Consider the following 13,635-nt stretch of genomic DNA (forward strand, 5'->3'; position numbering starts at 1 on the left):
AATTCGACCTCGCCATCATGTCTGCACGTCAACGTTGCCCGGGAAATCCCTGAAATAGTTGCTACCAGTTGTGCCTACACTGCCAAGCCCACCAGGCAAGCATGCCAGCAATCGCAAATGCGTTACGCTTGATCCCTTGTTTCGCAAGGTGCTTCACAATAGCCCAAGCGGCTTTCGCATAATCCTTCTGCCCAATAAATGCGGCAACCACATTGACATCCAAAGCTTTTTTGATGTCATTCGTTGCTTTACCTTTAATGCATTGGAGGAATTCCCCAAAACCTTCTTCAACAACTTCATCCGATTCACGGAATACCTCGGAAGTGTTTGTACCCAATTGCGCCGCAGCATCTTCAAGGTTATCTTGCCCGAAGCGTTCAACGAAAAGCTGTTGCACTTCTGCCTCAGATCCAGCCTCATCCATTTCCTTTAACAGTTCAGCCAGAGCCTCAACCTGCTCTTCTTGTGTAGCATTTTCGAACTCTACAGCTGAAAGCTGCTGGGCAGAATCCTGCGTTTCGTACGTTACAGGTTGCGCATTTGCAAGTGAGATGTTCGCCATTGGTAGAATGGCAACCATCGAAGCGGCCACTAACCGCTTTGATAGTTCAGCTCGCATGATAGACCTAACCTTTCTTGCGAATGTTGATTTCTTGGACTCATGCACATACTCCACATTTGTGCATGAGTCCGAGACTAGATAAGACATAGAACTTTTTCTAGAAATGCAATAAAAAACTTTTAGCAATACCCCCACGATAGGGTAACCCAATGAAAAACTTGCTATAAAAACTGAGCCCTTATCTAAATTGAAGCAAATAGCAAACCAACTTCTTCATTAAGAGATAAAAGTTAAAGATTTAAAGCTTCACAGCTTCATTGAAAATTCGCACTACTTTCATTTATTTTTCTAAAAAATGAGGCAGTGATCGCAATGCTTCAGGTTTTTAGTCTAGGAAAAACATAAGATAAGGCGATTCCAAAAACCCCTCGGTTCGGTAATACTGCATTTCATGGCTATTCGAATTGAACATAGGCTTACCGCCATAATCAGCACATTGCTACTGGCTTTGTTAGCGTCTACTTCCCCACAAGCTTTTGCAGAAGAACAGTCCCAGCTTTCGCCTGTTGGCTACAACATTATTGATGGCAAACAAGACACCGAACATCCGATTACAAATAGTAGCTTGCTGAATAACCCTGGATTTACATCCACACCTTCATCGCAAGGAACACATTGGATGCTAGAAAAAGTCATCGGGTTCGACTCCAGGCAACAAGTCCACAACACTGCAACAGCTCCGTTTCGCTGGATTGGGCAAATAAACTTCATCGGCGCAGGTGGACAAGCAGAGTTTTGCACAGGCTCCCTCATCAGCAGTGACACCGTAATAACCGCTGGGCATTGCTTAGCTCGTGGTGCAGCAGATATTAGTTTTACCCCTGGAGCAAATGGAGATATCGAGTTGTTTCCGACGGCAAAAGCCACCCAGGTTTGGTACGACTCAAACTTTACAGATCCTGGCAAGGATTGGGGCATCATTAAGCTGGATCAGCCACTCGGTAACGAAGTTGGCTGGTTTGGAATGAAAATACCTACTGACAACGAGCTACAAGGAAAATTCGCCATCGTCATTGGATACCCATCAGATAAACAAACCAAAACCATGTGGAAAGATCGAAACAAAACGATTGGATTTACCGCAACTGAAGTTAAGTACCTAGCCGATACGTTCCGAGGTCAGTCTGGCTCACCTGTCGTTGACGACACTGCCACCCTCTATGCCCTACACCGGGGAGGAACAAATCGCCATAATGTTGGAACTCGTATCCACCCTGATTTATTCAGCATCATCGTGAATGTTTCAAATCTTGAAACCATTGAAGTCGGATCGTAACTTGACTTTGCCATTCAATTTTCGTTGAATGGCAAAACCACCTTTAACATGTACCTTGATTATCGACTTTTACGACTGTCCATAAACTCGCTCTAATACCCGCGCTACCCCGAAATCGTCGTTCGATGTAGTTACCTCATCCGCCACCTGTTTTAACGCGTCGATGGCGTTACCCATCGCAACACCTGTTCCTGCCCACCGAACCATCTCGATATCATTAGCCATATCCCCAAACGCAATGACATCTTCGGCGGAAACGCCCAGGATATTGCCCAATTCTTCAAGCCCGGAAGCCTTGGTCACATTCGGTGCGGATAGTTCCAGCAGACCTTCACCGATAGAGAACGTCACATGTGCGATGGATTCTGGAACCACGCTGCGCACAGCCGCATACATTTCTTTCGCCGATGCGGTGTGGTTGCGCAACAGCATCTTAATAGCGGGTTGAGAAACCACCGTATCCACGTCAGCTTCACCGTGTTCCTCAGATTCCCATGCGTGCACAAAACCTTCCGACACAAGGAAAAGCTCATCGCAACGATCAAAAGCGGATTGCCCAGCACGTTCCACGGCTACACCAACAGGTAACACTTCGTCTACCCGAGCAACAATCTCCCGCATCACATGCGGACTTAAAGTCCGGGTGTGCAGCACGCGATCCGCCTCGGAATCATAAAGCACCGCCCCATTCGCGCAGACACATATCGGGCGCAGTGGAAGTTGCTCCAGAACGGGAAACAGCCAGCGCGGCGGTCGGCCCGTCGCCAAGGTGAAGTGACTGCCAGCGGCTGTGGCACGTAGCACGACATCCCGAAGCCTAGGCGTGACACGTTCGCTGGAGGTTATAAACGTTCCGTCGACGTCACTTGCAATTAGCTTCGGGATCATTGTTCCATCTCACTTTTTCTTTTTGGCTTTCGCGGCCTTTTTCGCGGCGCGTTGCCGCTTTTCTTCTGCGTCTCGTTCGTCGGCTTCCGCCGGTGTGGGCGCAGACCCGCCTAAGGATTTCGGCCGCCAATATTCCCCACCGGGAAACGGCCCGTATTCTTCTTCATATTCAGCGCGCAGCTCGTCTAACATCACAGACATCGTATCCCTAAGCGTCTGTGTGTCTTTTTCTATATCACCAGATAGTTCAATGGGTGCCCCTGCGCGAACCCACACCGGGATATGATTACGCCCCAGCTTGCGCGGGTGATCTTTAGTCCAGACTCGCTGTGAACCCCACAACACCATCGGAATAAGCGGCACATTCGCAGTACTAGCAATGCGCACCGCCCCAGTTTTAAACTCTTTTAACTCAAAACTGCGTGAAATGGTGGCTTCGGGGAAAATACCCACCAAGTTACCGTCGGCCAAACTGTCAATGGCGGCATCTAACGACGATGCCCCCGCCGAACGATCCACCGGAATATGCTTCATTTTCCGCATGAGGGCACCAACAACCGGAACTTCAAAGATTTCTTTCTTCGCCATAAACCGCACCAACCGGTGCCCATGCAACTTGGCCACGGCCCCGCTGAAAATGAAGTCGTAGTATCCAGTGTGATTGGCTGCTAACAAAGCTGGGCCGGTACGCGGGATATTTTCCGAACCAGAAATAGAAAGTTTTATACCCTGGAACCGCAACATCGCGATCACTAACCGGATAATGATGGAGTTATAAATAGTTTCCCGGGATTCAGACGGGTGGGCTGGGATAGTGGTGAATCCGGGGCGTACCCAAAATATCGATCCGTGTTTTCGCCAACCGGCGCGTGCCATGGTGCGATTTCCTAACTTACGTGTTTAAGGGGTTACTTGATCGGCTCTAAAACGTCTTTGCCAACAAATGGCCGCAACGCTTCAGGAACAATAACAGAGCCATCAGCCTGTTGATTGTTTTCCAAAATTGCAACCAACCACCGGGTAGTAGCTAAAGTACCGTTCAACGTGGCAGCAACCTGTGCCTTGCCATTCTCGTCGCGGTAGCGGGTGCGCAACCTACGGGCCTGGAATGTGGTGCAGTTAGATGTCGATGTAAGTTCCCGGTAGGTCTGTTGGGTAGGAATCCATGCCTCAGTATCAAATTTCCGAGCCGCCGAGGATCCCAAATCACCGCCGGCGACATCAATGATGCGATACGGCACTTCAACTGCTTTAAGCATGTCACGTTCCATATCTAATAGCGCCTGATGTTGGGCGGCTGCATCTTCCGGCTTGCAGTACACAAACATTTCCAACTTGTCGAACTGATGCACCCGCAGAATTCCTCGGGTGTCTTTGCCGTAGGACCCCGCTTCTCGACGAAAACACGATGACCAACCGGCGTACTTTACCGGCCCCTGCGAAAGATCAATGATCTCATCCTGGTGGTAACCAGCCAAAGCCACCTCTGAGGTTCCCACCAAGTACAAATCGTCACGTTCTAAATAGTAGATCTCATCCGAATGCGCACCTAAGAAACCGGTGCCGCTCATCACCTCAGGCCGCACCAATACTGGCGGAATCATGAGGGTAAAACCAGCAGCTTTTGCTTTCTGCGCAGCTAAAGTCAACATACCAAGCTGTAAAAACGCACCGTCACCAGTGAGATAATAGAACCGGGCGCCGCCCACCTTGGCACCGCGATCCATATCGATTAGACCCAGCGAAAGCCCAAGATCAAGGTGATCCTTAGGTTCAAAATCGAAGCTAGACGGCTCACCTACATGTTCTAAAACCACAAAATCATCTTCACCGCCAGCAGGCGCTCCCTCGACCACGTTATCTATCTGCATCTGAAGGTCAGTTACAGTAGCTTCCGCAGCTTTACGGGCTTCTTCCGCCGCTTTCACCTTTGCTTTAAGCTCATTGGAACCTTGCAATAACGCAGGGCGTTCTTCTGGCGTGGCCTGACCGATCTTCTTCCCGAACGCGTTCTGCTCACTTTTCAGTTCGTCCGCCGCCTTGATGGCGATCCTGCGGGCCTCATCTGCAGCGATGAGCTCATCCACCAAGTCCGGATTTGCGCCCCGAGTGAGTTGAGATTGGCGAACAACGTCGGCATTTTCGCGTAGGAATTTCAGGTCAATCATGTCTATCAGCCTACCGGTAATGCCCGGGTATTACAGAACCCCTAACCGAAAAATCCAGCACTGGTTATTACCACTAGGGGTAGAATGATATACATGGCCGACACTCTTATGGAGCTGCCCGCCAGGACCCTGACTGACGGGACAGATACTCCAAAGCACCAACAACTCAGGGAGATCCTTGAAGATTACTGCACCCACCAGTTAAAACCCGGTGATATGCTGCCCGGCGAACGGGTACTAGAAGAAACCTATGGCGTTTCCCGCATCACGGTACGACGCGCCATCGGCGACCTGGTTGCCAGCGGCAAGCTTAGGCGCGCCCGCGGAAAAGGAACCTTTGTGGCCCACTCCCCCTTGGTCGCCCGAGTGCACTTGGCAAGTTTCTCCGACGAAATGTCGGCTCAAAACATTGAATCCACCTCCAAAATCCTGCAATCGGCGTGGTCTCCCGCCCCTGAAGATATTCGGGCATTTTTCAACTCCCCACCAAACCAACCACATACCCATCTACGGCGCTTGCGGTTAGGTGACAAAAAACCATTCTGTATAGATGACGGTTGGTACAATTCCGCTCTCGCCCCGAACTTATTGGAAAACGACGTATATAAATCCGTCTACGCGATTTTGGAGCACCAGTACGCAATAGCCATCACCAATGCAGAACAAATAGTCAGTGCCGTCGCAGCAACCATCGAAGAGGCCGAACTTCTGGAAGTCGATAAAGGAACCCCATTACTCAAGGTAGTGCGGCTTTCCCGGGCACACCACCGGCCAGTGGAGTGGTGCACTTCAGTCTATCGAACAGACCGCTATGCTTTGCGCTCACTGATTACTAAGGCATGATGGAATAACTATGGATAAGAAATGGCGCTCCGCAGAAGCTTTGAGAATCGCACTTGTAGCGGCCCTTGCTACAGTCGCTGCGATTGGCGGGTACAAACTCGTATCCTCCTCCACCCCGCAACCTGTCGCACCAGTGCAGTCTGAGGCGTCGCAAAGCGATAACGCCACAAACTCCATTTCGTTCACCTCAGCCGATGTCGGCTCCTGCCTCACCTGGAAGCTTGATGGCGGCGCCATAGCCTCCTTCGAACAAACTGACTGCGCTGGCCCGCACCGGTTTGAAGTTGCATCCCGCGAAGATCTTGCTGTCTACCCGTCTTCGGAATTCGGCGAGACCGCAAAACTGCCAAACCAAACCCGGCAAGCACAGCTGCGGGAAGAACTGTGTCTTGATGTCACTATGGAATACTTAGGTGGTTCCTTCGACCCATTAGGCCGATACTCGGTAGCCTCGATCTTGCCACCACAAGAATCTTGGAATGCTGGCGACCGAACCCTCCTGTGCGGCGTGCAAGCAACCGACTCCTCGGGCACCGTCATCACCACCACCGGCAAAGCCGCGCAACAGGATCAATCCCGCGTGTTCGCGGTTGGTTCCTGCGTTGCGGTGGATAGCGCCAGCGCCACCAAAGCGGTTGACTGCTCGGAACCGCACCAATTGGAAACCACCGCAATTGTTGATCTCAAAACAGTATTCCCGGACGGAACCCCCAGCATTGAAGACCAAGATTCGCACCTGCGTAAAGCCTGTACACAGGCGGGTCGGGAGTACCTCGGCGGTGAGGAACAACTCTACCGTTCTACCCTGCAACCATTATGGACATCGCTGCCAGCTAACTCCTGGAACCGTGGTTCACACAGTGTTAACTGCTCACTGATGTTCGCTGACGGCGAGAACCTCGGCACATTGGTCGGCTCTGCGAAGGAAACTTTCACCATTAACGGCAACCCGCCAGAAAACCGTCCAGAACGCTCCCCTATTGTTAACCCGGAAGCGTTAGACAAAGTAGAACACTAACCCCACCCTGACACCAGGAGGTGTGCCGTGATCGATATTAGCGATGAACGCTTTGAACAACTCGTGGATCAGGCACTAGCCAGCATCCCCGACGACATCATGCAGCACATCTTAAACGTGGTCTTTCTTATTGAGGACTTTAACCCCGACAACCCGTGGATACTCGGTCTCTACCACGGAGTGGCGTTGCCGAATCGTACCTTCGATCACACAGGGTATTTACCCGACACCATCACGATTTACCGGCAAGCGCTGAAAAATTTCTGCCGCACCGAGGAACAACTGGTAGAACAAACCCGAATCACCGTCATGCACGAGGTCGGACACTATTTCGGTTTGGATGAAGACGATCTGGATCGACTCGGCTACGGCTAGCAGAAAACGTGATTACTGAGCCCCCTTTCGCGCGCCAGGCTCTAACGCAGTGATTCAGCTGTCCATGCATTTCGTGATGGCTTCTCACACGTTCAAAATTTCAAGGCACAAGTCCCGTAATTAGATCGTGCGAGACGAGTTGTTGGTGCCAAAACTTTCCAATGGCGCGAGTTTTTCAACGCAACTTCAACCTCTATCAGCTTTGATGATCGGCGTTTGGAACCAATCCGATACCGCAAATGCACTAGTAAAGAACCTTTCCCCACATGGTTTGCTCATTTCACGACAATTCTGTCGCCCCAAAAGCCGGTAGGTATAGCTGACACTACTCACTGATGCGCAACTGGATTTGTATCATTTTTCTTTTAGCTAAACTTTGTTTGTATCGCTTATAATGATACAAAAAAGTAAATTAGGTGATACAAATGAAGAATATTGAAGTTTTAGAGGCGCTGGAGCTAGCCGCTTCCGACCAATGGGGGATTATCACTACTGCGCAAGCCCAACGGGAAGGCGTTAGTCGACTTCAGCTGGGGCGCCTGGCCAACAAAGGCGTTGTCATGCGAGTACGTCAAGGAGTGTACCTTTTGCCATCAGCCCAACATGGGCCTTTCACGGACATCCGCGTTGCTTGGGTTGCACTAGGCGGAGATCTGTTTCCTGATGAACGATGGGAATTAGAGGAAAAGCTTGTCGTTTCGCATGAATCTGCTGCGCTTATCCATCGGATTGGGGACTTGATTCCAGCGAAGTTAACGTTTACTTCAACGACAAGGAAACAAACGTCTCGAGACGACATTTATATCTATGTTAATCGTGGAGTCTCGTGGGCAGACGTTGTCAATGTTGATGGCTTACCAGTGACATCAGTAGAACGTACAGTAGCTGATTTGGCAGCAAAGAAAATCGAGTTTGGTTACTTGGCCACGATCGTTGTAGATGCGTTGCAAAAAGAGGGAGTCCGATCGAGAACTCTTTCTACCAAGCTTGACGGTGTAGCAGGGGCCTATGGTTTTGCTTCTGGTCAGGAACTGGTGCTTGAATGCCAACAGCAAGAGGAAACGGAAGGACACCGACACGAGATTGAGGCCGATCTTCCCCCAGCCATCAGGCAGGCCCTGGAGGAATTGGCTGTACAGAACTCTTCCGTTATAAGAACAATCATTGAAGAACTATATCGACAACAGACGGATAGTGGTTCACCATCCGCAACGCTTGCCGAACTCGCCACGAAGGACGTGCCTGTGAATACACCATTTCTGGATTCACTGTTAAAGAAACAAGTTGACCGCTCTACGAAACCAATAAAATCAATCATTGAGGAATCTCGGAGTTTTGCAAAGACACAACGTGCGCTAGATACGTTTTCACGCAGATCAAAACAGGATTCTGATAGAAGTTCTGATGTCGAAAAAGAAGGGGAGTAGACATGAGCCAGTCTTCAAGTCGCGCCGCGGAGCGCGACTTTAAAAGAAGCCTTTCTACTCGCATCGGTAACCTTGCGAAGGAAACAAAACGGAGCAGGGACAGCATTCAATTTGAGTTAGTTTTTCAGTGCTTCCTCCATCGGGTTTTTACTGAGGCTACTGACGCCACACAATGGGTGTTGAAAGGGGGAACTGCCTTGTTAATGCGTAATGGGCATGGTCGCTTCACCCAAGACATTGATTTAGCTCGGGCTACAAACTGGGAAAACCCGGATGAGATACGTAGAGAATTTGAGCAGATTGCTCAGCGAAAAGTCCATGATCCTTTTACTTTTTCGGTGACGTCAGTGCATACTACAAGTTCTCCCCGACCCGATGGATACGCAACGCCGACAGTTGAGGTGAAGCTGGAAGCTAAGCTGGGCGCGACTGTTTATCACAGGATTAAAATCGATGTCTCTGTTCAGCGACATACTCAAGCCCCAATGGAACGAGTACCCATTGATCCTCTCCTCAATCAGCTAACCAAGGACGGAGGGTATGATTCTTTCGATATTTTTGCGACCGCTATCGAAGCACATCTTGCGGACAAAATCTGCGCTATGTACGAAATCCACCATAGTGGGGCTAGTAATCGTTTTCACGATTTAGCCGACATCATTCAAATTATCTGTACACAAAATTTTTCCGCTGCAAAACTGGTAAATGTTCTAGAACACGAAGCTCGCCGTCGCAGTATTACGTGGCCGACGAAGCTAGTTCTCCCTAGTCCCGAATGGGAGAAAAATTATAAACAGAACGCCCCTAGCTACGGACTACCAGTAGAGCTTTATCCTTTAGAGGCTTCACTGGATTTCGCAGGAAAATGTCTGGACGAAGTCCTACAACTTCAACGTATCCATGGCACCTGGAACTACCTGAGACGTATATGGGAGGATTAGCAGAAACTATTCAACACCGTGAAGATTCTAAGGTTAAGCGGAAACTGCGCGTTTTTAGAAGTTTCATTTGCCTAAATTGAGGACTGCCCCACCTTACCAACGTAGCCGCAGTGTTTAACAAGTTTAGGTGGGCTTGGGCTTCGCTTGTCGACGTTTTAACGCCACCTCCCGCATGTAGCTGAACAGTCTCTCTGTTGCATTCATCCTCACTGAGCGAATGGTGGTAACGAATAGGCAGGGCTTACGGTGACATATCACTCCGTCCGATGGGGAAACCCAATCGATAGTGCAAACCAGTCATGAGCGCTGGGCCTGAACTTATAGTGCACCACATCATCTAAACCCCGTGTGTTGAATGATTTATTGCCCAAACCGCAGCGCCCATCGACCCACATGTACTCGCTGGCAGACCGTAAAACTTCTAGATTCTTATCCGCTGCGATCATGCTTACTCTTCCGTATCAGACGACCTCATCCGCCCAGTGTAGACACCGCCAACTGCCGAAGTCGCCGGTTGGTTCGATGACGGCGAGGGAGCCATTGGCAATGTACCGGTCATTGATAACAGAGCGGTCGCAGGTGGTTCCGTGCAGTCCGATCAGGCGAATCGCGGCGCCGTGCGATACAACAAAAAGGTCTTTGCCAGCTGCTTGTTCGTAAGCCTTATGGAGGGAAGGAACGTAGCGGTTAAGGAGTTGTCGTGGGGTTTCACCACCAGGAAGCCCCACGTCAAGATGCCCAGCTTTCCAGCCGGTTAGCGCCTGATTGTAGTGCTGGTGCGCTTCCTCGGAATTGTGGCCTTCGTAATCGCCGCAATAGATTTCGTGTAATCCAGGAAAAACTGCGGTGGGTACGGCGGAAACGCCGACCCCAAGTTCCCCACTGGTTTGTGCACCGTAGCCCAGCATCGCCAGGTGCAGGCTTTGTTGGGCGCGTAGCGCAATGGAGCTGACAGCAAGCCCCAGTTCCGGGGCTATTTCGCGCAGTCGTTGCCCAGCCGCGAGTGCTTGTGAGCGGCCCATGTCGGTGAGCTCCGCCCCTGGGGGTCGGGTATCGAGATAGCGGCGTGCGTTGGAAAGCGTGCGGCCATGCCGCATGAGAATGATTTTTCCGCCCATTTATTCTGACTCGCTTTCCTGCCCTACTGCTGCGGCTTTCACCCACGCGTCGGCTTCCGCTAATCGTTGTCTGTGTTGATGAAGTTCTAATTCGCGGTCATTTGCTTGTGCCACTGGCCAGGAGCCTAAAAACCTAATGGAATCGCAATGAGTGTATAACGCGCGCAGCGCTTCGGCCACAAGCGGGTCGGCGATATGCCCGTTGATATCAACGTGGAAGCGGTAAGTGCCTAACCCGGTTTCGATGGGTCGAGATTCAATCCGGGATAGGTCCACGCCCCGCACCGCAAACTCAGTGAGAGCGGCAACAAGGGAACCGGGTTCATTGCGCAGCGTAAATACCACTGCGGTGCGGTCAACCCCGGTGGGCTTAGGTGGCGGGCCGCTGGGACCAACCACAACAAAACGGGTGCGGGCACCGGCGACGTCGGCGATGTCATCGGCGACGATGTCAAGGGCGAATAAGTCCGCCGAACGGGTGGGCGCTGCGGCGAGGTCGGCGCCGCCGTCGGCGACGAGTTGCGCGGCGGCCGCGTTGGAGGATGCGGGAATGAATTCGTGTTCCCCGATGGTTTCCGCCAGCCACGTTTTCACTTGTTGATAGGCAACCGGGTGGGTTGCCACTCGGTGGACCTGCGATAGGTCGATGCCGGGTTTCACCATCATCGCAAAGGCGATAGGAAGATCCAGTTCGGCATAAATATGGACGCCGCGGCCAGCAGCAATGGCGTCGAAAGTGGGGGTGACGGGGCCGTCGACGGAGTTCTCAATGGCGACACAGGCGAAATCCGCGGCACCGTCGCGCACGGCGTCGATGGCTTCGCGCGGATTGGTTGCTGGAAGTGGCGTGATGTCTAATGTGCGAAATACCCCGGTTTCGGCGAATTTCCACAGGGCGGCTTCGGTGAATGTTCCTGCGGGGCCGAGGTAGGAAACAGTGGCGCTCATGGCATTACAGCTTATCGGGTATTTGTTAGTGTGCGACAGTTAGCGGGTACTCTTGCACCATGTCAGAATCCGTAGAGTCCTTTGCGCAATTATGCGCGGCGGTAGAAAAACTGCGTCCGGAAGAGCATGGTTTTGCATTTTTCGACCCTTCGGCAACCCCCACACATTCCGGCAGACTCAGTGGCTGGATCATTCCGGCGAAGGATTTATCAGACGTCGCAGGTATGCCGACCACCATGGGTTCGGTGCATCGAACGTATATCGCCGAAGATACGGATGAATTTATCAGTGCTTTTCGACGCCAGGGGGCACTCGTACCCGGCAAATCCTTAAGCCCAGAAATGGGACTAACTGCCTATACCGAGCCGGTTGGGTTACCCCACCCCGATAACCCAACATTGCCGGGGCATACACCTGGTGGTTCCTCCGGCGGGGCGGCCGTCATGGTGGCACGCGGGCTGGTACGGGCCGCGCACGCCTCGGATGGTGGTGGTTCCATCCGGGTCCCGGCTGCGTGCACTGGCTTAGTAGGCTTCAAGCCCACGCATTCGGTGGGTTTTGCCAATCCGGTCGCCCAAGGTTTTATCACCGCAACCGTGGCCGACGCTGCGTTTGTGCATGATATCCCCCTGGTTTCCGATCTGCGCCCCTTGCGGGTCGGGGTGTTGTTTGAGCCGGTTCATGCGGAAGCTGACCTCGCCGACCACTTAGGTGCCGCTGTGGATGCGGCCGCAGCTACGTTAAGCGCGGCAGGGCATACGGTAATTCCAGTCAGTCGCCCCTATGGTGATGCACCATTCGCGGCGTTTAAAGACATCCTGGCGTTGCGGTCAACGAAGATCACTGGCGATGCCTCTCCTATAGTGTCCTGGCTTCAAGACCTGGGATTAGGAATCGGACCTCGCCGCCGCGACGCGGCCGTTACGGAATTCATGTCGGTGCGATCGCAGTTGCTTCGGGCCTGGGATATTGATGTCCTGCTCAGCCCGATGCTGACTTTCGATCCGCCACCGATTGGGTATTTTTCTGCCATGAAGCCGGAAGATGATTTCTATGCCCAAACGCAATGGACACCGTGGGGCACGATGTTTAACATATCTGGTTTAGCTGCCGTTTCGATTCCGTTCCAGCGGATCCGCACCCCTATTCACTTGGGTGCGTTACGGGCGTCGCAAAGCGAATTATTAAGCCTCGCAGCATCCCTGGTACCAGACCCGCACCGCCGCGTGGAGGATTAACGCAATGCCTATGCCCCGGAAGAAGCTACTGCATGAGATAGCGATCGTCCTTGTTATCACCTTCGGAATATCTGGTCTACGTTCAGCGTTGCGGTTGATCAATTCGTTGGCTCAACCTGAGCCATTGAATAAGCAGACTGCCACCATTACTGACCATCAGTCGACGGTCATGTGGATCGACTTGGCGTTGCAATTATGCAGCGCGGCAGTGTTATTCGGCTGGGGCTTTTTGGCGTTGTTCTTGCTGGGACGCACGCTTAACTCCGATGTAGAACGCTGGCCGACGAATATCGCACATGGTGCGGGACTAGCCGCCCTCATTGGGTTGCCGGGCTTAGCATTGTATGTGGCGGCGGTACACTTTGGCTGGAGCAAACAAGTAGTTCCCTCAGCACTAGATAACGTCTGGTGGGAAGCACCCGTTTTGATTATCTGGTCGGCAGCCAATGCCTTTGCCGAAGAAATCATCGTGGTGCTGTGGTTTCTAAGCAGGTTGAAACAACTGAACATCTCCCCACTGTGGGCGCTTAGTTTATCGGCACTCCTTCGAGGAAGTTACCACCTCTACCAGGGGATTTCTGCCGGTTTTGGCAATATTATTATGGGACTGATTTTCGGTGCCTATTTCTATAAAACCGCGCGGATATGGCCGTTGATTATCGCCCATTTCCTCATCGACATCGTCGCGTTTGTAGGCTATTCCCTGCTGCGCGGCAATTTGAGCTTCTTAGGCTTGTAATTTTTTAAGCTGCGCACCGCTAACCCACCGTGGT

Annotated in this window: 14 protein-coding genes; 8 read left to right on the forward strand and 6 right to left on the reverse strand. The window is 51.8% G+C overall.

The genetic code is table 11. The features are described 5' to 3' along the window. Positions 1–61 precede the first annotated feature (61 nt). The gene (locus tag CMUST_RS14145) at positions 62–619 is read right to left on the reverse strand and encodes a hypothetical protein (protein WP_047263053.1); all 558 of its coding nucleotides are present in this window, start codon (positions 617–619) and stop codon (positions 62–64) included. Between the two features lie 394 nt (positions 620–1,013). On the opposite strand from CMUST_RS14145, the gene CMUST_RS14150 reads away from it, so the two are divergent. Then, positions 1,014–1,898 carry a trypsin-like serine peptidase gene (locus CMUST_RS14150; RefSeq protein ID WP_052844805.1) on the forward strand — a complete coding sequence of 295 codons (885 nt, stop codon included), beginning with the start codon at positions 1,014–1,016 and terminating at the stop codon, positions 1,896–1,898. 69 nt (positions 1,899–1,967) lie between these two features. On the opposite strand, the gene CMUST_RS14155 is transcribed toward CMUST_RS14150, so the two are convergent. The 3 genes from CMUST_RS14155 to serS are packed head-to-tail and all read right to left on the reverse strand — an operon-like array spanning position 1,968 to position 4,954. Continuing rightward, a complete protein-coding gene (locus tag CMUST_RS14155; RefSeq protein WP_047263054.1) occupies positions 1,968–2,786 on the reverse strand; it encodes a Cof-type HAD-IIB family hydrolase in 819 nt (272 codons plus the stop codon). A gap of 9 nt (positions 2,787–2,795) precedes the next feature. Further along, a complete protein-coding gene (locus tag CMUST_RS14160) occupies positions 2,796–3,662 on the reverse strand; it encodes a lysophospholipid acyltransferase family protein (RefSeq protein ID WP_047263055.1) in 867 nt (288 codons plus the stop codon). A 32-nt stretch (positions 3,663–3,694) separates the two neighbouring features. Beyond that, positions 3,695–4,954 (reverse strand): serine--tRNA ligase, encoded by a 1,260-nt coding sequence (gene serS, locus CMUST_RS14165; RefSeq protein WP_047263056.1) that lies wholly within the window; start codon positions 4,952–4,954, stop codon positions 3,695–3,697. A 93-nt stretch (positions 4,955–5,047) separates the two neighbouring features. Between serS and CMUST_RS14170 the strand changes: the two genes are divergently transcribed. From CMUST_RS14170 to CMUST_RS14190, 5 genes are all read left to right on the forward strand, one after another. Then, positions 5,048–5,797, forward strand: a complete 750-nt coding sequence (locus CMUST_RS14170) for a GntR family transcriptional regulator (RefSeq protein WP_047263057.1) — start codon at positions 5,048–5,050, stop codon at positions 5,795–5,797. Positions 5,798–5,807: 10 nt separating this feature from the next. After that, on the forward strand, positions 5,808–6,815 hold the full coding sequence (locus CMUST_RS14175) for a septum formation family protein (RefSeq protein WP_047263058.1): 1,008 nt from the start codon (positions 5,808–5,810) through the stop codon (positions 6,813–6,815). 27 nt (positions 6,816–6,842) lie between these two features. Next, positions 6,843–7,190: a metallopeptidase family protein gene (locus tag CMUST_RS14180; protein ID WP_047263059.1), complete on the forward strand. Its 348-nt coding sequence runs from the start codon at positions 6,843–6,845 to the stop codon at positions 7,188–7,190. Positions 7,191–7,615: 425 nt separating this feature from the next. Continuing rightward, positions 7,616–8,617, forward strand: a complete 1,002-nt coding sequence (locus CMUST_RS16175) for a type IV toxin-antitoxin system AbiEi family antitoxin domain-containing protein (protein ID WP_052844806.1) — start codon at positions 7,616–7,618, stop codon at positions 8,615–8,617. Between the two features lie 2 nt (positions 8,618–8,619). After that, positions 8,620–9,558: a nucleotidyl transferase AbiEii/AbiGii toxin family protein gene (locus CMUST_RS14190; protein WP_047263060.1), complete on the forward strand. Its 939-nt coding sequence runs from the start codon at positions 8,620–8,622 to the stop codon at positions 9,556–9,558. A 461-nt stretch (positions 9,559–10,019) separates the two neighbouring features. On the opposite strand, the gene CMUST_RS14200 is transcribed toward CMUST_RS14190, so the two are convergent. Together CMUST_RS14200 and pheA are read right to left on the reverse strand one after the other, a co-directional pair. Continuing rightward, complete coding sequence (locus CMUST_RS14200) at positions 10,020–10,676, reverse strand: histidine phosphatase family protein (protein ID WP_047263062.1); 657 nt, start codon at positions 10,674–10,676, stop codon at positions 10,020–10,022. Further along, positions 10,677–11,624, reverse strand: a complete 948-nt coding sequence (gene pheA / locus CMUST_RS14205; protein ID WP_047263063.1) for a prephenate dehydratase — start codon at positions 11,622–11,624, stop codon at positions 10,677–10,679. Between the two features lie 59 nt (positions 11,625–11,683). Here pheA and CMUST_RS14210 point away from each other — a divergent pair, with 59 nt between their 5' ends. Both CMUST_RS14210 and CMUST_RS14215 read left to right on the forward strand, forming a co-directional pair. Then, positions 11,684–12,862 carry an amidase gene (locus tag CMUST_RS14210; protein ID WP_047263064.1) on the forward strand — a complete coding sequence of 393 codons (1,179 nt, stop codon included), beginning with the start codon at positions 11,684–11,686 and terminating at the stop codon, positions 12,860–12,862. A gap of 10 nt (positions 12,863–12,872) precedes the next feature. Then, the gene (locus CMUST_RS14215) at positions 12,873–13,601 is read left to right on the forward strand and encodes a CPBP family intramembrane glutamic endopeptidase (RefSeq protein WP_047263693.1); all 729 of its coding nucleotides are present in this window, start codon (positions 12,873–12,875) and stop codon (positions 13,599–13,601) included. Positions 13,602–13,635: the final 34 nt, after the last annotated feature.

Source organism: Corynebacterium mustelae, assembly GCF_001020985.1.
Lineage (GTDB): Bacteria > Actinomycetota > Actinomycetes > Mycobacteriales > Mycobacteriaceae > Corynebacterium > Corynebacterium mustelae.